The 23,986-nt window shown below is 69.2% G+C and carries 21 protein-coding genes; 13 read left to right on the top strand and 8 right to left on the bottom strand.

The features are described 5' to 3' along the window. Window positions 1-561 carry a TetR/AcrR family transcriptional regulator gene (locus ACZ3HL_RS26620; protein ID WP_465534477.1) on the top strand — a complete coding sequence of 187 codons (561 nt, stop codon included), beginning with the start codon at window positions 1-3 and terminating at the stop codon, window positions 559-561. 19 nt (window positions 562-580) lie between these two features. Beyond that, complete coding sequence (locus ACZ3HL_RS26615; RefSeq protein WP_465534476.1) at window positions 581-1,777, top strand: FAD-dependent monooxygenase; 1,197 nt, start codon at window positions 581-583, stop codon at window positions 1,775-1,777. Between the two features lie 396 nt (window positions 1,778-2,173). Here ACZ3HL_RS26615 and ACZ3HL_RS26610 read toward each other — a convergent pair whose 3' ends face one another. The 3 genes from ACZ3HL_RS26610 to ACZ3HL_RS26600 all read right to left on the bottom strand — a co-directional run bounded on the left by ACZ3HL_RS26610 (window position 2,174) and on the right by ACZ3HL_RS26600 (window position 5,362). Then, window positions 2,174-3,430, bottom strand: a complete 1,257-nt coding sequence (locus tag ACZ3HL_RS26610; RefSeq protein WP_465534475.1) for an HNH endonuclease signature motif containing protein — start codon at window positions 3,428-3,430, stop codon at window positions 2,174-2,176. A gap of 287 nt (window positions 3,431-3,717) precedes the next feature. After that, window positions 3,718-4,458 carry an SDR family NAD(P)-dependent oxidoreductase gene (locus ACZ3HL_RS26605; RefSeq protein WP_465534589.1) on the bottom strand — a complete coding sequence of 247 codons (741 nt, stop codon included), beginning with the start codon at window positions 4,456-4,458 and terminating at the stop codon, window positions 3,718-3,720. Continuing rightward, window positions 4,346-5,362: a glycosyltransferase family 87 protein gene (locus ACZ3HL_RS26600; protein WP_465534474.1), complete on the bottom strand. Its 1,017-nt coding sequence runs from the start codon at window positions 5,360-5,362 to the stop codon at window positions 4,346-4,348. Before ACZ3HL_RS26600 ends, ACZ3HL_RS26605 begins: the two co-directional genes overlap by 113 nt. Before the next feature lie 406 nt (window positions 5,363-5,768). Between ACZ3HL_RS26600 and ACZ3HL_RS26595 the strand changes: the two genes are divergently transcribed. From ACZ3HL_RS26595 to ACZ3HL_RS26580, 4 genes are all read left to right on the top strand, one after another. Beyond that, window positions 5,769-6,674: a helix-turn-helix transcriptional regulator gene (locus tag ACZ3HL_RS26595; RefSeq protein ID WP_465534473.1), complete on the top strand. Its 906-nt coding sequence runs from the start codon at window positions 5,769-5,771 to the stop codon at window positions 6,672-6,674. 78 nt (window positions 6,675-6,752) lie between these two features. Then, window positions 6,753-7,595: a dioxygenase family protein gene (locus ACZ3HL_RS26590; RefSeq protein ID WP_465420098.1), complete on the top strand. Its 843-nt coding sequence runs from the start codon at window positions 6,753-6,755 to the stop codon at window positions 7,593-7,595. Window positions 7,596-7,788: 193 nt separating this feature from the next. Next, the gene (locus ACZ3HL_RS26585) at window positions 7,789-9,114 is read left to right on the top strand and encodes an erythromycin esterase family protein (RefSeq protein WP_465534472.1); all 1,326 of its coding nucleotides are present in this window, start codon (window positions 7,789-7,791) and stop codon (window positions 9,112-9,114) included. A gap of 122 nt (window positions 9,115-9,236) precedes the next feature. Beyond that, entirely contained in the window at window positions 9,237-10,211 is a 975-nt protein-coding gene (locus ACZ3HL_RS26580) for a sporulation protein (RefSeq protein WP_465420102.1), read from the top strand. A gap of 39 nt (window positions 10,212-10,250) precedes the next feature. On the opposite strand, the gene ACZ3HL_RS26575 is transcribed toward ACZ3HL_RS26580, so the two are convergent. Then, entirely contained in the window at window positions 10,251-10,838 is a 588-nt protein-coding gene (locus ACZ3HL_RS26575; RefSeq protein WP_465420105.1) for a TetR/AcrR family transcriptional regulator, read from the bottom strand. A 55-nt stretch (window positions 10,839-10,893) separates the two neighbouring features. Here ACZ3HL_RS26575 and ACZ3HL_RS26570 point away from each other — a divergent pair, with 55 nt between their 5' ends. From ACZ3HL_RS26570 to ACZ3HL_RS26560, 3 genes are all read left to right on the top strand, one after another. Next, the gene (locus ACZ3HL_RS26570; RefSeq protein WP_465534588.1) at window positions 10,894-11,433 is read left to right on the top strand and encodes a dihydrofolate reductase family protein; all 540 of its coding nucleotides are present in this window, start codon (window positions 10,894-10,896) and stop codon (window positions 11,431-11,433) included. Between the two features lie 63 nt (window positions 11,434-11,496). Beyond that, window positions 11,497-11,991 (top strand): MarR family winged helix-turn-helix transcriptional regulator, encoded by a 495-nt coding sequence (locus ACZ3HL_RS26565; RefSeq protein WP_126733919.1) that lies wholly within the window; start codon window positions 11,497-11,499, stop codon window positions 11,989-11,991. Between the two features lie 167 nt (window positions 11,992-12,158). Further along, a complete protein-coding gene (locus ACZ3HL_RS26560; protein ID WP_465534471.1) occupies window positions 12,159-13,331 on the top strand; it encodes an MFS transporter in 1,173 nt (390 codons plus the stop codon). Here the strand turns inward: ACZ3HL_RS26560 and ACZ3HL_RS26555 are convergent, their stop codons facing one another. From ACZ3HL_RS26555 to ACZ3HL_RS26540, 4 genes are read right to left on the bottom strand one after another with little or no spacing between them, the layout of a single operon-like run. Further along, entirely contained in the window at window positions 13,332-14,516 is a 1,185-nt protein-coding gene (locus ACZ3HL_RS26555; protein WP_465534470.1) for a GNAT family N-acetyltransferase, read from the bottom strand. Window positions 14,517-14,547: 31 nt separating this feature from the next. Further along, on the bottom strand, window positions 14,548-16,248 hold the full coding sequence (locus ACZ3HL_RS26550) for an ABC transporter ATP-binding protein (protein WP_465534469.1): 1,701 nt from the start codon (window positions 16,246-16,248) through the stop codon (window positions 14,548-14,550). Next, entirely contained in the window at window positions 16,245-17,987 is a 1,743-nt protein-coding gene (locus ACZ3HL_RS26545) for an ABC transporter ATP-binding protein (protein WP_465534468.1), read from the bottom strand. The genes ACZ3HL_RS26550 and ACZ3HL_RS26545 overlap by 4 nt, the downstream gene beginning before the upstream one ends. Beyond that, window positions 17,984-18,886 carry an alpha/beta hydrolase gene (locus tag ACZ3HL_RS26540; protein WP_465534467.1) on the bottom strand — a complete coding sequence of 301 codons (903 nt, stop codon included), beginning with the start codon at window positions 18,884-18,886 and terminating at the stop codon, window positions 17,984-17,986. Before ACZ3HL_RS26540 ends, ACZ3HL_RS26545 begins: the two co-directional genes overlap by 4 nt. Before the next feature lie 97 nt (window positions 18,887-18,983). Between ACZ3HL_RS26540 and ACZ3HL_RS26535 the strand changes: the two genes are divergently transcribed. The 4 genes from ACZ3HL_RS26535 to ACZ3HL_RS26520 all read left to right on the top strand — a co-directional run bounded on the left by ACZ3HL_RS26535 (window position 18,984) and on the right by ACZ3HL_RS26520 (window position 23,985). Continuing rightward, on the top strand, window positions 18,984-20,018 hold the full coding sequence (locus tag ACZ3HL_RS26535; RefSeq protein WP_465534466.1) for a PucR family transcriptional regulator: 1,035 nt from the start codon (window positions 18,984-18,986) through the stop codon (window positions 20,016-20,018). 172 nt (window positions 20,019-20,190) lie between these two features. Continuing rightward, entirely contained in the window at window positions 20,191-20,907 is a 717-nt protein-coding gene (locus ACZ3HL_RS26530; protein ID WP_465420122.1) for a S1 family peptidase, read from the top strand. Window positions 20,908-21,077: 170 nt separating this feature from the next. Further along, on the top strand, window positions 21,078-22,889 hold the full coding sequence (locus ACZ3HL_RS26525; protein WP_465420124.1) for a VMAP-C domain-containing protein: 1,812 nt from the start codon (window positions 21,078-21,080) through the stop codon (window positions 22,887-22,889). Window positions 22,890-22,902: 13 nt separating this feature from the next. Further along, a complete protein-coding gene (locus ACZ3HL_RS26520; RefSeq protein WP_465534465.1) occupies window positions 22,903-23,985 on the top strand; it encodes an AAA family ATPase in 1,083 nt (360 codons plus the stop codon). Window position 23,986: the final 1 nt, after the last annotated feature.

Raw genomic sequence — 23,986 nt, 5'->3', positions numbered from 1 at the left:
GTGGCAGGATCCCCGGCCGCGGCGCGCGGTCAGCTCGTTCGGCGGCGGTTGCTCGAAGCGGCCGTCGCGCTCGTACCTGAGCTCGGCTGGTCCGCGGTCAGCACCCGGATCCTGGCCGAACGCGCTGGTGTCACGCCGAGCGTCGTGCACTACCACTTCCCTTCGCTGCAGGCCTTGTTGATCGAGGCCGTGCTGGGAGCGATGCACGAGGTCGCCCTCGCCTTCGAGCCGGCACTGGAAACCGTCGAAACGCCCGCGGACGCGGTGGACGCGCTGCTGGCGTCGGTCGGTGGATACTCCGGAATCGACCCGATGTCGTTGCTGTTCGCCGAGTCCTACCTCGCCGCGACCCGCGACGACACCCTGCGGCAAGGCATCCGCGAGCTGCTCGCCGACCTGCGCACCCGGCTCGGCGGCTGGCTGGCACAGCGCGGGGTGGCCGAGGCCGAGGACACGGCCGCGGTTCTTTTCGCGGCGGTGGACGGGCTTCTGCTGCATCGGGCGCTCGGGCCGGAGTCGGGCACTGTGTCTCCTGCCGTCCTGCGCAGACTGGTCGACTGAACCGAAAGGGAGGAACCCCATGAAGGTGGCGATCTGCGGTGCCGGAATCACCGGGCTGGCGCTGGCGCACCGGCTCGCGGCGCTGGACGTCGAGGTCGTGGTGCTGGAGCGGGCCGCGGGGCCCCGGGAGCAGGGCTACATGATCGACTTCTTCGGTCCCGGCTTCGACGCCGTCGAGGAGATGGGCCTGTTGCCCCGGGTCGTAGACGCGGCGTACCAGGTGGACGAGGCGAGCTTGCTGGACGAGCGCGGTCGCCGCCGCGCCTCCATCGACTACGTCCAGTTCGCCAAATCGGTGCGGGGCAGGATCTGCAGCATCATGCGGCCCGATCTGGAACGTGTCCTGCGCGCCGGACTTCCGTCCACAGTGGACGTCCGATTCGGTGCCGGTGTCACGGGAGTCGAGGATCTCGGCGACCGGGTGCGGGTCACTTCGGCGGACGGCGAGACGCTCGAAGCCGATCTGCTGGTCGGGGCCGACGGGATCCATTCGACCGTGCGCCGGCTGGTCTTCGGCGACGAGAGCCGGTTCTTGCGTCATCTCGGGTTTCATACGGCTGCCTTCGTGTTCGAGGACGAGGAGATCCGTGCGCGGGTGGGGGACCGGTTCTGCCTGACCGACACGATCGGGATGCAGATGGGTTTCTACGGTCTTCGCGACGGCAAGCTCGCGGCGTTCGCCGTGCACCGCACGACGGATCCGGTGCTGCCGGACGACGCGCGAGCGGCTTTGCGCGCGACCTACGGTTCGCTCGGCTGGGCGGTGCCCCGGGCGCTCGCTCTGTGCCCGCCTTCCGCCGAGGTGTACTACGACCAGGTCGCGCAGATCGAGATGCCGTCCTGGAGCCGCGGGCGGGTCGTGCTCGTCGGCGATTCCTGTTATGCCGTCTCCCTTCTCGCCGGACAGGGCGCTTCGCTGGGGATCGCGGGCGCGTTCGTGCTGGCCGAGCAGCTCGCCCGCTCGGCCTCGATCGAAACCGCGCTCGCGGCGTACGAAAAACTGGTCCGCCCGGTGGTGACCGAAAAGCAGCAGGTCGCCCGCCGTGGCGCGCGATGGTTCCTGCCCGCCAACCGATTCCTGCTCCAGGTGCGCCGGGTCTTCCTTCACGTGGCACGCCTCCCCGGGCTCGAGCGGCCACTCGCGGCCGCTGTCACGGGGAAGTCGACGGCGCTGGTGACGAATCTGAAGCGTGGGGCCGAGATCCGGAGCCGGTGATTGTCGCGGCGGCCCTCTGCTGTTGCGCCGGTTCCGGGGGCTGTGGTCTCTTTTTTGGGGAGGGCAGCGGTCTGTGGGATGCGGCATCGGGAGGTAGGGCCCTGGGGGGCTCTTGGGAGGTAGCGGTCCTGGGAGCGGCGCCCTTGGGAGGCAGTGGTTCTGGAGGTAGCGGTCCGGGGGGCGGCGCCCTTGGAGGCGGCGGTCTGGGGAGGCGGCGGCCCTCGGGGTCCAGAGGGCTGTTCTGGAGGGCTGTGGCCACGGAAGGTGGCTCGCTGGCCTTCGGTGCGGTCGGGTCGGCGAGATGGAGCCATGTGATCCGACGCCGCAACCGCGCTCGTCGATGTCGCGGCCTGGCAACGCCGGGTCGACTCGGTCTCGGAGTTTCATGGGGTCGGCCTATGTCCTGAGGTGCATGGTGTTCCGCCTCGGTGTCCCGGTGGGGTCGAGGTAGGCGGGCGGGGTGAATTCCGGAAGTCCGTCTTGGGCGATCTGAACTTTCCATTCGCTGTGGTGGATCAACCGGTGGTGTTTGGTGCACAACAACACCAAATTGTCGATCTTCGTTTCGCCGTGGTGGCGCCAGAAAACAATGTGGTGTGCGGTGCAGCGGGGTACCGGCATGTCACAGCCGGGGAACGCGCAGCCGCCGTCACGAAGGGTGAGTGCGTACTTCTGCGCCAGGGACACGGTGCGTTTCGACCGGCCGATGTCCAAGGGTTCTCCGGCGGTGCCGAGAACACCCGGTCGCACGCGGGCGTCGCAGGCGAGGATGCGGGCGTCGGTGGCACTGATCGGCCCGACCAGATCCAGGTGTGCTTCACCAAGATCGTTGATCAGATCCTCATAGGACATGGTGACCAAAATGTGGGTCGCTTCCCCGGCCTGGCCGGGAAGGTTCCGGCTGGTGGTCTTCAACCGCACGTAGTCGGTGAAGGCATCCCCGTAGCGCTCATCCTGGCTGCGGGAGTCGCGCACCCCGTCGATGGCTTTGTGCGGTTTCGCCATGGGGTCGAGGTCGGATTTCAGGCGGGCATAGGTTTCCAGGTCGAGGCGCGCTTTCAGGCCGAGGGTGCCGTCGCGGTGCTTGACGAACCGCAACTCCGGCCGGGTGTCCTTCGGGTCCTCATTCCGGGGCTCTTTCCCATCGGGATCCAGCTCGTCCAGCAGACGGCGCCCGGCGCGCATGATCTGGCGGGGTCCGGCGTGGCGAGCCAGTGCGACCAGGATCTTCTCCCCGGCCCGCACCTCATCCTCCGGCACCATGGACGGGATCCGGGCGAGCGTCTTGATGATCGCGTCGATCTGCGACCCGCCGATCGCGCCCTCCGCGGCGGCTTCAGCTGTCAGGGGTGCCAGCGGTGGTTCGGGATCTCCGCCGATGGCTGGGCCGGGATGCAGCGCCAGCACCCGGTCGGCGCGAGCGCCGGCTTCCTTGTCCGTTACCAGGAAGTCCTCGACAATCAGCCCCGCCAACGTCGAATGACCCGAACATCCGCGCACCCCGCGACGATTGATTTCCGCCAGGATCGCATTCTGCTCCGCATCCGCTTGGCGCTTCAGGACTTCCAGTTCCTGTTTGCGGGCATGCAACTTCGCGGTGTCGGCGCGCCACCACTCGGTGGACGTCCTCTGGGGTGCATCGTTGCTGGCCACGACACTGACGTTACTCCGAATCGAACACCTGCGCTAGTCCAAACGGCCTAGTGGGCAAATGTTTCGGAAATAGGTAGCGAAGCACTCTTAAGGGTGCGAAGCCCCTAGAGACGCGAAGCGATTAAGGGTGCGAAGAGCTTTAAGAACGCGAAGCAAGAGAGTAGGCAGAAAGGGGCGAGCGACGCCCGGCAAGACGCTGTGTCAGCCCTGAAGTGAGTCCCTTCGCTTGCCCAGTACGACGCCGAACCGCCACTAAAGAACACGAAGCAAGCGAGCCGAATCCCCGATCACCACGTGGGACGCGCCGAGACGCCGCCGTCCACGGTCAGGTTGTGTCCGGTGATCCACGCCGCGAGCGGCGAGGCGAGAAACAGGCAGGCGTTCGCGACGTCGCCAGGAGTGCCGAGCCTGCCGAGGGGTGCGGCCTGTTCCCAGCGGCGGACGCCGTCCGGCCAGTCGTCGCCGAGGCCGGGGCGGTCGATCAGACCGGGGGAGACGGCGTTGACGCGCAGGCCTCGCGGCCCGTATTCGAGCGCGGCGGCGCGGGCGTGCATGACCAGGGCGGCCTTCGCGCTGCTGTAGTGCGCGTGTCCCGGCGCGGGGTGGGCCGCTTCGATCGAGGCGATGTGGATGACGCTGCCGCTGTCCATCACCTCGGCGGCGGCCTGCGTGCAGGAGAACGCGCTGGTGAGGTTCGCGTCGAGGACGGCGCGCCAGCTTTCCGCCGACATCTCCGGCAAGGGTTCGATCGGCTGCACGCCGGCGTTGTTGACCAGCGTGTCCAGCCGCCCGGTCCAGGCCGCGGCGGCGGCCACGAGACGTCGGCATTCGCCGTCGTCGGTGAGGTCGGCGGAGAACGCCTTGGCGGCGCCGCCCGCCTCCTGGATCCGCTCGACGACGGCGTGCGCGGAGGGTTCATCGCGGTGGTAATGCACGGCGACGGCGCTGCCCGCTTCGGCGAAGCGCAGCGCGATGCCTTGGCCGATGCCGCCGCTGGCCCCGGTGACGAGGGTCGTGGTGCCGCTCAGGTCGAGCATCGTGGTCCTTTCCGCAGCGCGAGAACGGCCGCGACGACGAGGAAGACCAGACCCGCGACGACGTAGCAGTTTCCCAGCCACTGCTGGGCGGTCGTCCACGTCTGGCCAGGCCGATCGAAGGCCGGGAAATACCGGAACGGCGCCGCGACGAAGATCGTGGCGCCTGCTCCAGTGACGGCGAGCCAAAGCATCGCCTGGTGTCTGAGTGCCACGTAGGCGGCAGTAGTGAACAGCGCCGGGCGATCCACACCCAATGGTGTGACCACGACGTCGGTGAGACGAGCAGCGCGAACGTCGCGTTCAGCAGCAGCGCCGGCACCGGGGCCGAGCGGTACATGGTCAGTGCCACCAGAACCAGCAGAACGCCGGTGAGGACGATCCATAGCGGCTTCGCGGCGCCCTCGACGCCGAATCGCGCCAGCACGGCCTGCAGGGTCTGGTTGGTGTGGAACGAGGTGCCGCTGATTCCGGACGCCCCGGCGAAGCCGCCGAACCAATACCGCGCGGAAGCCTCCGGGGCGACCGCGAACGCGACGGCGGAGGCGGCCACGAACGTGCCCATCGAGGTCAGCGCACCACGAAAATCCTTGCGTACCAGGAAGAACAGCAGGAACGCCATGGGCGTCAGCTTGATCGCGGCCGCGAGACCGACCCCGATTCCCCGGTAGCGGCCCCGCGCCAGCAGGCAATCCGCCGCGACGAGACCCATCAGTACCAGATTGATCTGGCCGAAGCCGAGCGTCTGGCGGACCGGTTCGAGGAAGAGCGCCGGCGTGATCGCCAGCGACGCGACGAGCAGCGCCTTCCGCCGGCCCCCGGACGGCCACAGCGTGCGGACGATGCCGTAGAAGGTGATTCCCAGCGCGGCCAGGCTGAGCGCGAACAGCAGGAGCACCGAGCCGGTCCACGGCACCCAGCGCCAGCGGGGTGAGCACCAGCGCGGCGAACGGTGGATAGATGAACAGCAGCGGGATGCCCGCGTCGGAAAGCGGCAACGCGCCGTAGAGGTCGCCGCCGTTCCACAGGGTGTCGACGCCGAATCGATAGATCTCGAGGTCGCTGTGGGAAGCGCCCGTCGTCGCCCAGGCCACGGCGCAGGCCAGCGTCAGCGCGGCGAACGCGCCGACCGGCCACCAGGCCCGACCGCGCGACTTGGTGGGGAACATCGCGTGGTGACCCTTCGGACGTGCGTCGATGATCTCGACTGTACCCCGGCGGGGACAAGCGACTTCCGTCGGCAGCCGACGTACCCGGCATTGGTCTAGACTTTTCTTTCCCAGTGTGGTGAAAGGGACCGGTCCATGCGCGGAACGACGGTGTTGCCAAGGACGCCTTGCCTCGAACCGAAGGCGGGGGAACTGCCACTGCATCGGCTGGAGGTCCGCGCGCCGGACGCCCTGCCGTTCACGGTCGGCACATTCGACACGATCGGGCCGATGTCGCGGGCGGCGTTCCCGCATCGGCACACGTTCTACGAAATCGTCCATGTCACCGGTGGTACCGGTGACCACGTCATCGATTTCACCCGCTGGGAATTGGGGCCGCCGCAACTCGCGGTCATAACACCGGGGCAGGTGCATCATTGGGATGCCCGCGATCTCAGCGGGTACGTCGTGTTGTTCACCGACGATTTCCTGCTCGAACATCCGTCGGATCGCGAAACACTGCGAAGGCTCAGCCAACAGCCGTGGCGGCTCGACGAACGCGCGGCCGAGGAGACGGCCCGGATGGTCGCCGAACTGGACGAGGAATTCCGTTGTGGCGGCCAGGGTACCGATTCGGTGCTCCGGGCACTGATGCACGTGCTGATCGTCCGGGCGGGACGCCTTCCGGGATTGGCGGACCCGCGCCCGCCGGCCAGGGCACAGGCGGTGGGCACGGAATTCGCGCGGCTGCTCGGCAGGCCCGATCTGGGACTCTGGTCGGTCGGCGCGCTCGCGGAGCGGATCGGGGTCACGCCGGGATATCTCACCGACGCGGTGAAAACGGCGACCGGCCGGACGGCGGCACAACTGATGCGTGAGGCGAGGACGAGGGAGGCGAAACGATTCCTGCGCGGTACGGATCTGACCGTGCGTCAGGTCGCCAGCCGGGTCGGCTTCGCGGATCCCGCCTATTTCTGCCGGTTCTTCCGGCGGGAAACGGGGTTGAGCCCCGGCGATTACCGCCGGACCGGTGACGCGCCCCCGGAGATTCACCACGACTGACCGGCCCAGTCCATCGTCCGCGGCTGATCTTCTCCATACCGTCGAGGGTGATTCCCGAAGCCCCCACGAGGAGCAGGTATGGACGAAGAAAGCAAACTCAGCCGGAAGACCGTGCTGAAGGCCGCGATCGCCGCGGGTGTGGCGGCGCCGGTCGCGTTGATCGGCGGCCCCGCCCTCGCGCGCACCACCGTCGCGAACGGCCAGGCACCCGAGCTGACCCCCGCCTGCGACGACGGTGACGACCCGACCCCGCCGCAGACCGAAGGTCCTTACTTCAAGCCGAATTCGCCGCAGCGGACGTCGCTCGTCACGCCGAACACCCAGGGCACGAGGCTCACCGTGTCCGGCTACGTCTTCGGTCTCGGGTGTCTTCCGATCGCGCGGGCGCTGCTGGACTTCTGGCAGGCGGACGTCAACGGCGCCTACGACAACGTGGGGTACACCTTCCGCGGTCACCAGTTCACCAACGACCAGGGCGCGTTCTCGCTGAGCACGATCGTGCCGGGCCTGTACCCCGGCCGTACGCGGCACATCCATGTCAAGGTGCAGGCGCCCGGCAGGCCGGTGCTGACCACGCAGCTCTACTTCCCCAACGAGCCGCGCAACAACACCGACTCGATCTTCGACCCACGGCTGCTGATGACCGTCCGCGATCAGCCTCCCGGCAAGCAGGCCGCGTTCGACTTCGTGCTGAACGTGCCGCAGACGCCGACGTCGACCTCACGGCCGACCAGTACGACGCCGACGACGCCGACTTCGACCTCCAACCCGCCCGGCGGGACGACCTGGGCGGCGGGAACCGGCTATTCCGCGGGCGCCCGGGTCACCTACAGCGGCCGCGGTTACGTGTGCTTGCAGGCGCACACGGCCCAGCCCGGCTGGGAGCCGCCGTCCACACCCGCGTTGTGGCGCGCGGAGTGACGGACAGCCGCTGCGGAGGGAGATAAACGCGGGTGGACTCCCGCCGCCGGGTCCCACACCCCGGCGGCGGGGTCCACCCGCTTCCTCGTGGGGTGGGGTTTTCCTCACCCCAAGTAGGAGCTTTGCTTCAATGCGCCGCCCCCGGTCCGCGGACGATGATCGTCTTCGACATCGGAGCGAAGGGGTGGACGTCATGACACAGCGCCGGAAACGGTGGGGGAGACGGGGAGTGGTCGCCGCGGTGGTGGCCGGAGCGCTGCTCGTACCCATGGCGGGCCCGGCTTTCGCGGACGAAGGCCCGGCCCCGGTGCGCTCGCTGGACCGCGCGGCGCATCCGCTGCGTTCGACCGAACCAGGCCGGAACACGGCCGACCTGCGGGCGCTGGGCGGGATGATCGGCGGCGCGAAGGTGGTCGGCCTCGGCGAGGCGACCCACGGCTCGCACGAGTTCTTCACCATGAAGGAGCGGGTGTTCCGCTACCTCGTCGAGGAAAAGGGCTTCCGGGCCTTCGCGCTGGAGCTGAGCTGGTCCGCGGGCCTGGAGATCGACGAGTACGTCCAGGGCGGCAAGGGTGACGTCCGAGAGCTCGCGAAGCGGACGCTGGCCGGTTCCCCATGGGACCGCGAGGAGTTCGTGAGCCTCATCCGGTGGATGCGCGAGTACAACCGCGCGCACCCCGGCCGCGCCGTGCACTTCGTCGGTGACGATCTCGGCGCGCCATCGGTGAACGACGCGTTCTTCGCCAGGATCACCGGCTACGTGCGGCAGCATCATCCGGCGGACCTCCCCCGGCTGAACCGGCTCTACACGGGCCTGCGCCCGATCGACGACGCGTTCGTGTACCTGCGCAAGCCGCTCGACGAGCGGCTGCGGCTCGCCGCACAGGCGGAGCAGGCCTACGAGCTGATCAAGGGCCTGCGCGGTGCGGAAGGCAGCGACTGGGCGGAGCAGCACGCCAAGTTCGTCGCGCAGACAGCCAGGTTCCTCGCCGTCGACCTCTCGGACCCGAAGGGGTTGCCCACCGCGCAGATCCTGCGCGACCGGGCGATGGCGGAGAACGTCGCCTGGTGGCAGCGGCGGACCGGGCACAGGATCCTGCTCTCCGCGCACAACGGCCACGTCTCCTACGAGACCGACAGCCCCGCGATGTACCCGAAGACCCAGGGTGCCTTCCTGCGCGAAACGCTGGGCCGGGACTACCTGCCGATCGGGTTCGGCTTCGACCGTGGTTCCTTCCTGTCCAAGGACAAAGCGCTCGAAGGTGACTGGAAGCGCTTCTCTGTTCCGGCCGCGCCGTCCGGCTCGAACGAACACACCCTCGACCAGGTCCGGTTCGAGGACTTCTACCTGGACGTGCGCACCGCGCCGCCGTCCGCGCGGGCCTGGCTGGACACGGCCCGGCCCACGCGCACCATCGGCACGCAGTTCCCCGTCGATCTCGCGGCCATCTCGCTCGGTCGGTCCTACGACGTCGTCATCCACCTGCACGATGTCCGCCAGGCCGATCTGAGAAGGTAGTGACGTCGCGCCCGTTTAGGGGGTTTTACCCCGGTTTGCCTGGCGGGCCGCGACGGATCTCGGTAGTAGTCGAAGTGTTCCGGTACTCCCCTCGTTCCAGTACCCAGCGGAGGAAATCCCTGATGTTCAAACGGATGCTCAGCGCCTTCGGAGTCGGCGGTCCGTCCGTCGACACCGTGCTCGACTCACCGCACGCCGTTCCCGGCGAGGTGATCACCGGCCAGGTCCGCATCCAGGGCGGTTCGAGCGACGCCCAGATCGAGGAGATCCTGCTTTCGCTGGTCACCCGGGTCGAGGTCGAGCGTGGCGATCACGAGCGCGCCGGAACCGCGGAGTTCCTGCGGGTCAGCGCGGGCCGCAAGGTGACGGTGACGGCGGGGCAACTGACCACGGTGCCGTTCCAGATCGCGCTGCCGTGGGAGACGCCGATCAGCGCGGTCGGCGGACGTGAACTGCCGGGGATGGTGGTCGGCGTGCGGACCGAGCTCGTCATCGCCGGCGCGCCGGACAAGGGCGACCTCGATCCGGTGCTGGTCGGGCCGCTGGAATCGCAGGACCGGGTGCTGGAGGCGTTCGGCGAGCTGGGCTTCTCGTTCCGCAGCGCCGACGTCGAAGCGGGGCGGCTGCACGGCGTCCGGCAGGAACTCGGGTTCTTCCAGGAGATCGAGTTCTTCCCGCCGTCGCGCTACGCGGGCCGCGTCAGCCAGGTGGAGCTGACCTTCGTCGCGAGCCCGGACGACCTGGTGGTGGTGCTGGAGGCCGACCGGCGCGGTGGCATGTTCCGCTCCGGCGGAGACTCCTTCGGCCGTTTCCACGTTTCGCACGAGGAGGCCCTGCGCACCGACTGGGCGGCGGCCATCGACGGCTGGCTCGCCAAGGTCGCCGAGTCCGGCGGCGGGCACGCCATGTTCGGCGGGCACCAGGAGCACTACGGCCACGAATACGACCACCACGGGCATCACGGGCACCACGGCAGGCGTGGGCCGGGGATGGGCGGCGTGGTCGCCGGTGCCGCCGCGGGCGTGGTCGGCGGCATGATCCTCGGTGAGGTCATGGAAGACGCCTTCGGCGGTGGAGACGAAGGCTTCGAGGAGTGATCCGGCTCCTGGGCACACCGGCGGCGGTGTGCCCAGGCGTCACTTCGCGGTCAAGGGCGCCAAAGCGGCGTCGACCGCGTCGGTGAGCCTGCGCGGATCCGCCTCCGCCCTGGCCACCACGTGCAGGCCCTGCATGACGACGAGCAGAAGCCGCGCCTGCGTCCCGCAGTCGACGTCCGCGCGGACCTCGCCGGACCGCTGTGCGGCTTCGAGTCCTTGCGCGATGCCGGTTTCCAGCGCTTCGAATCCACTGTGGACGATCTTCCCGGCGGCTTCGTCGGCGGGAAGCAGTTCGGCGGCGGTGTTGCCCAGCAGGCACCCGCGCCCCGGGGTTTCCCGCGCCGCATCCAGGACGCTGAGCAGAAGCTCACGCAGATGCGCGAGAACCGGTCCTTCGGCGAGGGTGACCGCCTGGCTCGCGGCGCCGCCCGCGTAGCGTTCCAGCGCGCGCAGGAAGAGCGCGTGCTTGTCGCCATACGCGGCGTACAGACTTCCCGGCAGGATGCCGAGTTCCTCCTTCAGGTCGCGCATCGACGTGGCCGCGTAACCCCGCTGCCAGAAGACGTCGAGCGCTCCTCCGATCACCTGGTCCTCGTCGAAGGATCGCGGCCTTCCCGTGCGTGGCATGGCGTCATCGTACGACTTCTTGACAGAGCGTTCAAGAAGTGTAGCTTGAGCTCCCATAGGGCATCTCTTCCTGCACATCAACGTTTCGCTCGACGGGTACATCGCCGACACCGCGGGTGACATCGACTGGCAGTTCGCCGACGACGAGTTCCAAGGGCATATCGACGAACTGCTGGAGTCGATCGACGGCATGGTCTTCGGCCGCAAGGCCTACGAGGAGCTCGCCGGCTATTGGCCGACCGCCGGGGACGAGGTTTCGGCCACGCAACGGCGCCGGATGCACGAACTGCCGAAGTACGTCCTCTCGCGCACCCTCCGAGCCACGAGCTGGCACAACTCTCTCGTGTTCGAAGACGCCTCGGCGCTCGCCGGTCTCGAAGGTGACATCGCGCTCTTCGCCGGGGGAGGGGCCGCCACGTCCGCCGTCCGGCTCGGGCTGCTCGACGAAGTGCGGCTCGTGGTGAATCCGGTCTTCCTCGGCGGCGGGACGCGGCTTTTCGACGGCGAGTACGCGAAGACGGCGGTTACGCTCGTCGACGACCGGCGGTTCGCTTCGGGTGCGCTGCTGCTCACCTATGCCGTCGGTCGTGAGTGAGGGCTTCCTCCGGCCGTGGTGTCGGCGAACGTCCGCGCTCCGGGGCCGGGGTAGCCTCCCGTCGTGCCGGATCACGTTGATCACATTCTGCGCCAGTGGGCCGAAGCCCGTCCCGACCTGGACGTCTCCCCGATGGGTGTCATCGGGCGGCTGACCAGGCTGACCCGGGTCATGGAGGGCGAACTGCGCAAGACGTTCGCCCGCCACGACCTCGACCGGTCGTCGTTCGACGTCCTGGCGACCCTGCGCCGGGCCGGCACGCTGACCCCCGCCGACCTGATGCGATCGGCGATGGTCACCTCTGGTGCGATCACCCAGCGGCTCGACCGGCTCGAAGAGCGCGGTCTGGTGGTCCGCGCGCCCGACGAGACGAACGGCCGCCGCGTGCTGGTCGACCTCACGGAGCAAGGACGCGAACTCATCGACCGTGCCCTGCCTGATCACGTCGACACCGAGCACCGGCTCCTGAGCGCGGTCAGCCCCGAGGAGCGGGACGAACTGGCCGTTCTACTGCGAAACCTGTTGCGGTCACTGGGGGATGTCGCTCTCGACGACTGACGAGCCAACGCGTTTGACTTAGCGCTAAGCATCAAATAGCTTAGCGCTAAGAGGTTCGCGGGGCTGTCCCGCGCGCCGTCGATCCTTCTGGAGCGAAGTACCCCAGGGGCGGAATCGCCGTGCCCGCAGGGGTTTCTTCGTCATGCTCGTGAATCGAGAGAGAAGAAATGGTCACCCGAACCGAAAACGCGCACTCGACCCTGAAGGGCTGGGCAGGGGTCGCCGCCATCACCGCCAGCCTGTTCGTCTTCCTCACCACCGAACTGATGCCCGTCGGCCTGCTCACCCCGGTGAGTTCCAGCCTGGACATCTCGGTGGGCGCCGCCGGCCTGATGGTCACGCTCTACGGCGTTTCGGCAGGCCTCGGCGTGCCGTTCGTGGTCGCGTGGACGCGGCGGATCAACCGGCGCGTCCTGCTCTCCACGTTGCTCGCGATCCTGACCGCCGGCAATCTGATCACCGCCCTCGCGCCCGGTTATCCGCTGGTACTGGCGACCCGGCTCGTCATGGGCTTCGCCAACGGCGCGTTCTGGGCCATCGGCGTGGGGATGGCGATGCGGATCGTTCCCGGCCGCCACGCGAACCGGGCGGCGGCGGTCGTGATGTCCGGTATCTCCATCGCCACCGTGCTGGGGATGCCGCTGGGCACCATCCTGGAGCGCCTTGTCGGCTGGCAGAGCACGTTCCTGATCTGGAGCGGGCTCAGCGTCCTCGTGTTCCTCGCCGTGGTCGTCCTGGTCCCGTCACTGCCGTCGGCGAACGCGGTCCCGGTCCGTGAGGTCTTCGGCCTGCCGCGGGTTAACGCGCGCCTGCGGTCGGTCCTGATCACCGTCGTGCTGTTCGTGCTCGGGCACTTCGGCGTCTACACCTTCATCCGCCCCTTCCTGGAAGGCACTTCGTCGGCGTCGCCCGCCTTCGTCACGGTGTGCCTGATCGTCTTCGGCGCCGGGGGAGCGGCGGGGAACTTCCTCGCGGGGCATTTCGTGGCGAAGAACGTCCTCGTCAGTTTCGCGGTCGGAGCGGCCGGACTCGTGACGTCCCTGGTGTTGCTGCTCGTCGTCGGCCACGGGCAGGCGGGGGCGTTGATCGCGCTCGTGCTCTGGGGTCTGTCCTACGGCGTGGTGCAACTGAGTCAGCTCACCATGACGCAGCGGTCCGCGCCCGACACGTTCGAGGCCGCCATGTCGCTCAACACCTTGGCGTACAACACTTCCATCGCGCTGGGCGCGTTGTTCGCGGGGCTGCTCGCGGACCACGCCGGGATCACCAGCGTGGTGTGGTTCGGCGTGGTGCTGACCGCGGCGTCGCTGCTGTTCACGGTCGGCACCCGCCGGGCCTGATCAGAACCAGTGCAGGCAGTGCGGCGCACGCTCGGTACGGAACAGAGCGTCCGCGAGCGCGGCCGCACCCGGGTGATGGGCGTGGACGCGCCCGGCCCGCACGAGCAGGCTCGGTGCGGTGCCGCCGAGATAGATCGAGCCAAGGTCGCTCACGTCCATGGACAGGTCGGGTTCGGTGTCGGTCGGGACGCAGGCCGCCTCACCACCGCGGACGGTGAGCAGGTACCGGCCGCGCTCGCCGAGCGCCGGGTCGTCGACATCGAGGACGAGCTCGCCGTCGGCGGACCAGCCCCGTGCGGTGAGCGCGCGGGGCACGTCCAGGAGCCGCACCCAGAGCCAGTCCGTGTCGCCGCCGACTTCGCCTGCCCGGAAGTCTTCGAGCTGCCACCGCAGTGGATGGTCGGGCGGGCAATGCTTGAACACGACCTCGGTGATCAGGTCGTGTTCGAGCACGAACCGGGCGAGCGCCGTGGACACCTCGTCGTCGACGGCGATGGTCTCGTCGACCGTCAGAGTGCTGGGCTCGGTGAGCGAGTACGAGGCGTACCCGTCCGGCACGCCGTCGGTGTCGCGGTGCAGGGCGATGTAGCGCGAAGCCCGGGAGATCGGCGGCTGCCCGGCGCCCAAGGACCACCAGCGGTGCGGCCGCGACAGCGCGCCGGGCCGAGTGCGGCGATACCGGTCGTAGATCTCCTCCAGGAGCTCGCCGCACTCGGCCCGGCGCAGCACCTCGATCGAGCCACCGGCCGTCCCACCGGCGAAAACGGCCCGATGGCGCGGCACCGTCAGACGCCGGGTGTAGGTCGCCGGGCCGTAGCCGAACCGCCGGTAGATCAGCGCTTCCGACGCGAGCAGGACGGAGAGGAACTCGCCCCGCTCGCGGAATTCGGCGAGCTGATGCCGCATCATCGCGCTGAGCACACCTCGCCGCCGGTGCGAGGGCAGGACGCCGACGCCGGTCACCCCGGCTACCGGGACGACGACGTCACCGGGCAGCGTGAGCTCGAAGGAATACGCGGCGGCCGTGCCGACGGGCCGCCCGTCCCCGGTCACCGCGAGCAGGCCGCGGTCCAGTTCGAGCGCGGACCAGGTCTCGCCCGCGGTGTCCGGGAACCGGGCGAACGCGGTGAACATGGTGTCGACGAAGACATCGCGGTCCTCGGCGGTCGTGGAACGGATCTTCATCGCCCCAGTGCATTGCCGTTCGCGCGCGCCGTCAAGCGATTTGCAGGTCGAGGAACCCGGCGTACCGGCCACCGAGCCGGACCAGCGTGTCGTGGTCTCCCTCCTCCACGATCCGGCCACCGTCCAGGAACACCACGTGGTCGGCACGTTCGACGGTCCGCAGCCGATGCGCCACCATCACCACGGTCCGGCCCGCCATGAGCCGCTCGATGCCTTCGTGGACGGCCTTCTCGTTGACCGGATCCAGTGCCGACGTCACCTCGTCGAGCACCACGATCGGCGCGTCCTTCAGCAGCGCACGCGCGATCGAGACCCGCTGGCGTTCCCCGCCGGACAGCAGCGCCCCGCCCTCGCCGACGTTCGCGGACCAGCCGCCGGGCAGCCGTTCGATCACCTCGTCCAGCCGGGCCGCCGTCGCGGCGGCGCGCACCTCGGCGTCTCCGGCGTCCGGACGGCCGAGCCGGACGTTCTCCTCGATCGTGCCGTCGAAGAGGTGGACGTCCTGGAAGACGATCGCGATCCGCGACATCAGATCCTCGGTGCCCATCGCACGGACGTCCACGCCGCCGACGCGGACCGCGCCCGAATCCACGTCGTGGAACCGCGCGAGCAGTTGCAGCACCGTGCTCTTCCCGGCTCCCGAAGGCCCGACGACGGCCAGCTTCCGTCCTTCGTGGACGGTCAGCGAGAGTCCGTCGAGCACCGTGCGGCCGCCGCGGGTGAAGACGACGGACTCGAACTCCAGATCGTGGCGATCCGGCCGGACGGGCTCCGGCGGTTCCGGCAAAGGTTCGGTCCGCAGCAGCGCGTCGAGCCTCGTCAGCACCGAACGCGCGCCGCGGAGCTTGCCGCCGATGTCGGTCAGCGAGAGCAACGGATCCGCGCAGCGCGCGGCCAGGACGAGGATCGTCAGCACCTCGGGCGCCCCGATGCCCCCGCCGAGCGCGAGGAACGCGCCCAGCACCAGCAGGCCGGTGAACATCGCCTGCACCGTGAACGTCAGCCCCACGACACCGGGCAGCGCCGACAGCGTGGACCGGCGGTTCGCCCGCTGAAGGTCCCGCAGCGAGTCGTCGAGCAACCGGAATCGTTCCGCGGCCCGTCCACCCGCGCGCAGTACCGGCTGCGCCTGGAGATACTCGATGACCCGCCCCGTGGCCTCGTTCCCGCGTTCCGCGGCCTCTTCGTCGGCGGCGGCCATCGAACGGCCCGTCCAGACCTGGATGACCGCCACGACCGGGGCCGCGATCAGCGCGGCCAGCCCCAGCCGCCAGTCGAAGACGAGGATCACGAACACGATCGTCAGCGGGGTGACGCACGCGGCGACGAACGGCGCCAGCAGATGCGCGATCACGCCCATCGCCTGCAGGACACCTGGTCCGGCCAGCGACGACACCTCACCGACCCGTTTCCCGCCGTACCAGCCCATCGGCAGCCGGGCGAGATGGTCGCCGAGCCGGTGGTACATCCCGTGCAGCAACGTCGTGCCGGCGCGGAAGCCGGCGAGATCGGCGCGGTACCGCAGGATCGCGAACACCGAGAAGGCCGCGCCGAACGCGATCAGCCACGGGACGGCGTCGCCCGGAGTGCTTCCGAGCAGCGCCCGCAGCAAGGGGACCAGCAGCGCGTAGGACAGGCCTTCGACGATCGCGGTCGCCGTCATCAGTGCCACGGTGCGCCGCACCGGCGGGGCGTGGCCGGGGCCGAGGACGCTCAGCAACATCCGGATCATCGAGGTTCCCCCTGGGGTTCGGCGGAGTGGTGGGAACGCCAGAAGGCGGCGAACTTCCCGTTCCGCGCCAGCAGATCCGCGGGTTTCCCGCGTTCGGTGATGGTGCCGTTCTCCAGCAGTACGACGGCGTCGGCGTCGACGACCGTCTCCAGCCGGTGCGCGATGACCAGGACGGTCCGATCGGCCCGTGAGGTCGCCAGCGCCCGGCGCACGGCCAGTTCGGTCCGCGGGTCGGCGAACGAGGTCGCCTCGTCGAGCACCAGGACGGGTGTGTCGGCGAGCAGCGCACGGGCCAGCGAGATCCGCTGCGCTTCGCCACCCGACAGTCCGGCTTCCTCGTGCAGCACCGTTTCGTAGCCGTGCGGCAGTTCGAGGATCCGGTCGTGGATCTGCGCGAGCCGGGCGGCGCGCACGACGTCTTCGCGATCGGCGTGCGGCACGGCGAGCGCGATGTTGTCCGCGACCGACGCGCGCAGCAGGCGGACGTCCTGGAACACGAAGGAGACCTTGCGGTACAGCTCCCGGCTGCCGATCTCACGCAGATCGACGCCGCCCAGCAGCACGGAACCCTCCGCCGGGTCGAAGAAGCGCGGCAGCAGAGTGACCAAAGTGGACTTTCCGCCGCCGGACGGGCCGACGAGCGCGGTGACCGTCCCCGGTTCGAGCACCAGATCGAGTCCGCGCAGGACCTCGCGGCCGGCCTCGTAACCGAACCGGACACCGCGCAGCTCCACCCGGTGGCCTCGCGGCGAAACGGGGTTCGACGGCTCCGGCAGTGACGGCACCCCGAGCACTTCGCGGATCCGGCCGGTCGCGCGACGGGCGGCCTGGAGTTCGTCGAAGCCATGGCCGAGCGCGGCGACGGGCGCGGTCAAGCCAAGGCCGAGTACCAGGAACGGCAGGAGATCGACCGGGGCGAGGCCGCCGCCGGTGATCAGGAGCGTGCCGCCGATGAGGACCACCAGCAGGACGAACGGCGGCGACAGCGCCAGCTGCATTCCCGCCGCCGGCCCGGCCATGCCGTGCACCCACCGGGTGAAGGTGGCGACGAAGGCGTCCGCCGCGGTGCGGAACCTGCGATGGGCGCGGCCCGCGCCGCCGAACGCCTTGACCACGGCGATGCCCTGGACGAATTCGACCACCGAGTCCGAGATCCCCGCCATTCCCCGGTCGAACTCCTCCTGCTCACGCAGCCGGGACGGGGTCATCATCAGCGGGACCATGGCCACCGCCAGCACCACCGGGATCAGCGTGATCAAGGTGAGCCGCCAGTCGATGGTGAGCAGGTAGACCAGCGACACCAGCGGGACGACGAAGGCCGACACGAGCTCGCCGGGGGTGTGGGCGATGAACGGGTGCACGGCGCCGACGTCCTCGCCGACGACCTTGGCCAGCTCACCGGTGCGGCGGCTCGAGAACCAGCCGATCGGCACGCGCCCCAGGCGTTCGGCCAGCAGGCGGCGGAACGTGAGCTGGACCCGGCCGTCGAGCAGATGCCCGATCCCCGACGACGCGGCCGTGAGCACCAGCCGGACGAACATGCCTGCCGCGCCCACGATCACCGCGGCCCAGACCCGGCTTTCGTCGACCGGGCCGGATGCCAGCAGCGCCCTGCCCAGCTCGACGACCGCGAGCAGCGGCGCCAACCCCGAGATGGCGCCGATGACCTGAAGGACGACCACCGCGGCGAAACTCCCGGCGAACGGGCGCAGCAAGCGGGCCGCCGTAGGGGCTGTCATGACGAGGCCAGCGCGCGGCGCAGGACGCCGCCGAGTTCGTCGATCTGACGACGGGACACCTCGGCGGACAGGATGGCCTGTGACCCGTGGAAGGTGCCCGCCCACTGGTGCAGCTCGACCGAAACCCCCGCCTGCAGCAGACGGAGCGCGTACTCGATGTTCTCGTCGCGGTTGGGGCACAGTTCGGCGGAGGCCACGTACGCGGGCGGCAGCCCGGAAAGATCGGTGGCCCGCGAAGGGGCGGCATACGGCGAAGGCGCGGGCTTCCCGGCCAGGTAGTGCCCCCACGCGGCGGTGATCTTGGCGCGGTTCATCCACGGCGTGTCGGTGAAGTTCCGCGCCGACCACGACTCCTGCCGGTCGTCGAGACCCGGCTGGTTGAGCAGCTGGAAGCAGATCCGCGGGCCGTCTTCGTCGCGAGCCCGTAGTGCCGTCGCCGCCGCGAGCCCGCCGCCCGCGCTGTGCCCGCCGATCGCGATCCGGCCGGGGTCGACGCCGAGTTCGGCCGCGTGCCCGGCCGTCCAGTTCAGCACGGCGTAGACGTCGTCGAACGCGGCCGGGAAGGGGTTCTCCGGCGCCAGCCGGTACTCGACCGAGATCACCGTCGCCTCGGAGGCCTCGGCGAGCCGCGCCGCCCAAGGATGCTCGGTCTCCAGGTTGCCCATGACCCAGCCGCCGCCGTGCAGCCAGATGATGGCGCCCTGTGCCTCACGGGGCCGGTAGATCCGGATCGGGACACCGGGGTCACCGGGCACCGTCCGGTCTTCGACGTCCATGTCCGACGTGTCGGGCTGCGGCACGGACGTGGCCAGCTTCGCGAAGCTCACGCGGTCCGCGACCGGGTCGTCGAGTTTCGCCTTCGGGAAGAGGGCGATGAAGGCTTCGAGTTCGGGATCCATGACCACGATCCTTCCGGCTCCGGAGCCGGAAGGCGGCCGCCATCCGTCGCGTGTGATCGCCCCCTTCGCGCGACGATCGCCGCGTACGCTCGCGGACATGGAGGCACTGGCCGCGCGGTTGTCGCATCTGGATCCCGACGTCGAGGGCGCGATCCGGGTCGTGATGTTCTACGACACCCTGATGCGGCGGCGGGTCGACCTTCCCGCGCTCGCCCGCGCCACCGCGGGGCTGGCGGAATGCGTGGCGGGTATCCGGCTCCACAGCACGGGAAGCACCCTCCGCATGGCGCCCGACGGCCGCGAAGCCGCACCGGCTTCCGCGCCGGCGTCCATCACGGAGGCGATCACCCTCGACGACGAGGAGATCGGCACGGTGTGGCTGGAACGCGAGGGAGCACCCGTCGCCCTCGACGAAGCGGTGCTGGACCGGCTCGCGATCGCCGTGGCGACGGTCGTCGAACGGTACGGCCCTGCCCGCACCACGATGGCCGATCCGGCACTGGTGGAACTCGTGATCAGCTCCGCCAGTGACGACGCCGCCAGGAACCGGGCCTTGCGGCTGCTGGGTTTCCCCGCCGACGCGCCGATCCGGGTGGTCGCCGTCCGGTCGGGGCTCCCGCTCGAGAAGGTCGGGAGCCTGATCTGCCCCGGCCGCCCGGTCAAGGCCGCGTCCCTCACCGACGTCGGCATCATCCTCGCCACCGCGGTGGATCCGGAGCGTTTCCCGGAGGACGTGCGGGCGGGGATCGGGGACGCCGAGTGCCCGCACAGGTCCTGGCAGGACGCCAGGACGGCGTTGCGGTTCACGACCGCGCGCCGTCCGGTGATCCACTACGGCGAACTCGGAGCGTTGGCGCTGCTCGCGCGGATCCCGGAAGAGGACGCGCGTGCCAACGCCGACGTCGTCGCGATCACGAGGCTGGCGGCGGATCCCGAGGACCTGCGGACGCTGGACGCCTACTGCGCCACGGGTTCGGTACGCCAGGCCGCGGAGTCCCTGCACCTGCACCACAGCAGCGTCGCGCGACGGCTGACCCAGATCGGCAAGAGCCTCGCCGTCGACCTCACCGATCCGCTCGGGCTCACCCGGGCGAGGCTCGCCCTCACCGCGTGGCGGCTGCTCGGCGAGTGACTACCTAATGATCTTCGCCGGGTACCCAAAAATCGGCGCCGTCCGTCATGGAAATAAATAGGTAGCCCACGCGAACTTTCGTCGGTTTCCGGGTTCCCTTGGCACGACACAGAATCAGCGCGTTCGTCCCCACCGAAGCGGCCGGAACCCCGCCGCAGAAATGAGTCGGAACATGCGACTGCGCTCTCTCGTCCTGCTGGCCGGTACCGCCTTCATGGCGTTGCTCGGCTCGACCGCCCCCGCCGCGACCGCCGCCGAGCCCTCGGGCGTGCAGCCGATGATCATCGGCGGTCAGTACGCGCAGAACGCGCCATGGGCGGCCCGGTTGTTCGTGAACGGACAGCAGAACTGCAGCGCGACGATCATCGCGCCGCAGTACATCCTCACCGCGAAGCACTGTGTCGCCAGCAGCGGGAGCTACACGTTCCGGATCGGCAGCCTCGACCAGCAGAGCGGCGGCACGATGGCCACCGCGGCGAGCATCACCCGGCACTCGGGCGCGGACCTCGCCATCGTCCGGCTGACGAGTTCGGTCAACGCCACCTACGCACCGCTCGGCACCACGAGCAACGTCTCGGTCGGCCAGAACGTCCAGGTCTACGGCTGGGGCGCGACCAGCCAGTGCGGTTCGGAGATCAACTGCCAGTCCCGGTACCTGAAGGTCGCCACCGTCCGGGTCAACTCGGTCAACTGCGGTGACTACCACGGCGGCGTCGCGGTCTGCGCGAACCGCGTCGACGGCATCACCGCCGGCGGTGACTCGGGCGGCCCGATGTTCGCCTCCGGCCGCCAGGTCGGCGTCGCCTCGACCAGCGACCGGTCGAACAACACCGCCTACACCAACATCACCCGTTACCGCAGCTGGATCCAGCAGGTCGCCGGCGTCTGACCGGCTCGTGAGTGGTAAGGACGGTTAGAACCGTCCTTACCACTCACGAGACCTAGCACGCTCCCGCAGCGGCCAATTTGTCAATTGACACTCACCTTTCCGGCCGATCGACGCGATACTGTGGCGGTCGGCGCCGGTGGGTCGGCGCCACGGACCTTGGGAGGGGGCCAGTGGCGCGACCGACGCGGGCTCTCGACCGCACGATCGTCGTGGTGGACGTCGTGGGGTTCACCGCGCCGGACCGCAACCGGCTCGACAGGCTCGCCGTGCATCAAGGCATGTACGAAGTGCTGAAGACGGCTTTCGCCGAAAGCGGGATCGACTTCGATTCCTGCGCGCACGAAGACCGCGGCGACGGCGTACTGGTCCTTCTTCCGCCCGGGACGACCAAAAGCCTGGTTGCCGATCTGCTGCCGGACCGCATCGCGGTCGCCCTCCGCCGGTACAACCACACGCGGACACCGCAGGCGCAGATGCGGCTCCGGGTGAGCCTCAACTCCGGCGAGGTGATCGACGACGGCAACGGCTGGGTCGGCGAAGCGGTCGACATCGCCTTCCGCATCCTGGACGCGCAACAGGCGAAGGACGCGTTCGCGGAATCCGGCCGGATGATCGCGTTCATCTGTTCGCAGCGTTTTTTCGCCGACGTCATCGAAAAGGACCCGGGCCTGTTGCCCGAGTCGTACCATCCGATACCCGTTGCGGTGAAGACCTTCACCGGAACGGCTTATCTGCGGCTGCACGGCGAAGTCTCCGTGGCGGTCGCCAAATCCCCCGATCCGGCCGTGGTGGCCGCCGAAGACCTGTTTCTGGCCGACCTGAACAGCGCCGTCCTCGATTTGATCCCCCGTAAGGATCTGGCCGGCCTGCGCCGACGGCTGAGCGGGCTGGAAGTCCCCCAGCTGGCGGTCATGGTGAGCCGCGCGCTCGGTCCCGCGGTCCCGCTGCCCCGGCTGGAGGGCGTCACCGACGCGTGGGGCGCCTTCCAGTTGCTCGCCGACTTCAACGCGGGGCCGGACGGTGTGCCGCCCGCCATGACCTTTCTCGGTCTGCTCGCGGAAAACGTGGTCGGCGAGCCCGCGGCCATGATCGCGAACTGGATCGGCGACCAGGCCCGGTCACTGCGGCTCGGCCCCGCCCTCGTGCACCAGCGGCAGAGCACGCCGCCGATTCCGGAGCGGCCCCATCTGCATTTGATGATCATGCTCGAACCGGTTTCCGGGGATCCGACGCGGTGCACGCTCGCGTTCTGGCGGCAGGACGATCCGGAGGTCTGGCCGCCGTCACTCGGTGGAGTGCGCGAAATCGGGATAGACGAGGTCGAGTTCAGGGTCGACGACGTCATCTTGGAGACTGAAGGCGTCTGGTCCGGCCAGAGCATGTCCGCGTCGGTGGAATTCCTGCTGCCGAGGACATTGATCAATTTGCCCGTGCAGCGCTGGGCGAAGGAACATGAGACCGGCCATCCCCAGCCGTTGCGCTACGGGTACCGGCTCGGAATACGGTCGTTGGAGAGGATGCGGGCGAGGCATTGGCATCGCGCATGGCATGTTCGCTGGGATTCGATGGTGAAGGATCCCGCCCCCGATCGGTTGCACTATTCCGGGTGCGCGGAGTTCGAGGATCACCCGATCGACGCCATCCTCAGCGACGATCACTGGGTCGGTCTGGTATTGGCGAAACCCCCGTCGCCCCAAGCGGAACCGGGCGGCGCGCCGGACGAACTGACGAGCGCGCTCCGCAGTGGTCTTCCGGTGGTGCTCTGGCATCCGGACGCGGAGGCCGAGAACCTGCGCGAGTTGCTCGACTGGGTATTGGCCGCGGACAGCGGTTTCATCGAACTCCCGGATCGCCGCAAACTGGCGAATTCGGGTGCGGCGGTACCGTTCAAGAATTCTCTGGCTCACGATCTGGTGGTAATGTGGGACGACCCCAAACGTGTGATCGTTCTGGACCAGCCGTTGATCCCGACTCGACTGTAAGGGGACGCCGCGGATGAGCGGGAACGATCAGGACGCGCCCGTGAACGGCCGGACGCCGCAAATCGATGCACCCGATTGGTGGATCTACCGGGGCACCGGCAGGCCCATTCACGACATCGATCTCGCGCAGCTGCTGCCCGCGCCGCCGCCATGGCGTTCGTATCGCGGTGATCCGCCACCGGAGAACGACGTGCCGCCGCCGGACGACGGTGAGGCGGAGCGCCGTCTCGGCACCGCGTTCACACTTTCGGAGCTCACCGTCGACGCCGGCCAGCTGAACATGGTCAACGCCGCCTTGTACCTGCGCCGTCCGTTGCTGGTCACCGGAAACCCCGGGACCGGGAAGTCCAGCCTCGCGTACCGGATCGCCAGGGAGCTCGGCCTCGGCAGGGTGCTGCGCTGGGCGATCACCAGCAACACCGCGCTGAGTTCCGGGCTGTACGGCTACGACGCGATCGGCCGGGTCCAGGCCGCGGCGACCAGCCAGGCGCAACGCGGTGGCGAGACGGAAGAGCCGCCGATCGGTGACTTCGTCCGCCTCGGCCCGCTGGGCACCGCTTTTCTCCCGAGCAGGCTGCCGCGGGTACTGCTGATCGACGAGCTGGACAAATCCGAAGCGGATCTGCCCAACGATCTGCTGTCGGTCTTCGAGGACGGCGAATTCCCCATCGGCGAATTGGCGCGCGTGCGGAACCGGCACCCCGAAGTCACCGTGCACACCGCGGACCCGCAGCGCACCGCGGTGGTCCGAGACGGCCGGATCGCCTGCTCCGCCTTCCCTGTCGTCATCATGACCAGCAACGGAGAACGCGAGTTCCCGCCCGCCTTCCTGCGCCGCTGCCTGCAATTGCGGATCGAGAACCCGGACGAGGAGCAGCTCGCGGCGATCGTGGCGGGTCATCTCGTCGGCGAGAACGGCGAACACCGGGACAGGCTCATCCGGGAATTCGCCGAACGGAGCAAGGCGGAAGGCGGTCTCCCCACCGACAGGCTGCTCGACGCCGTCTATCTGGCGACGTCGGGCGCGTACCAGCCGGATCAGGAGGCATGGCCGCGGCTGGTGGACGCCCTCTGGCAACGACTGACGGTGCGGTGAC

It is taken from the genome of Amycolatopsis sp. NPDC000009, assembly GCF_055563465.1.
The sequence above is the reverse complement of the archived record's forward strand: the minus strand, read 5'-3'. Positions and strand labels throughout refer to the sequence as shown.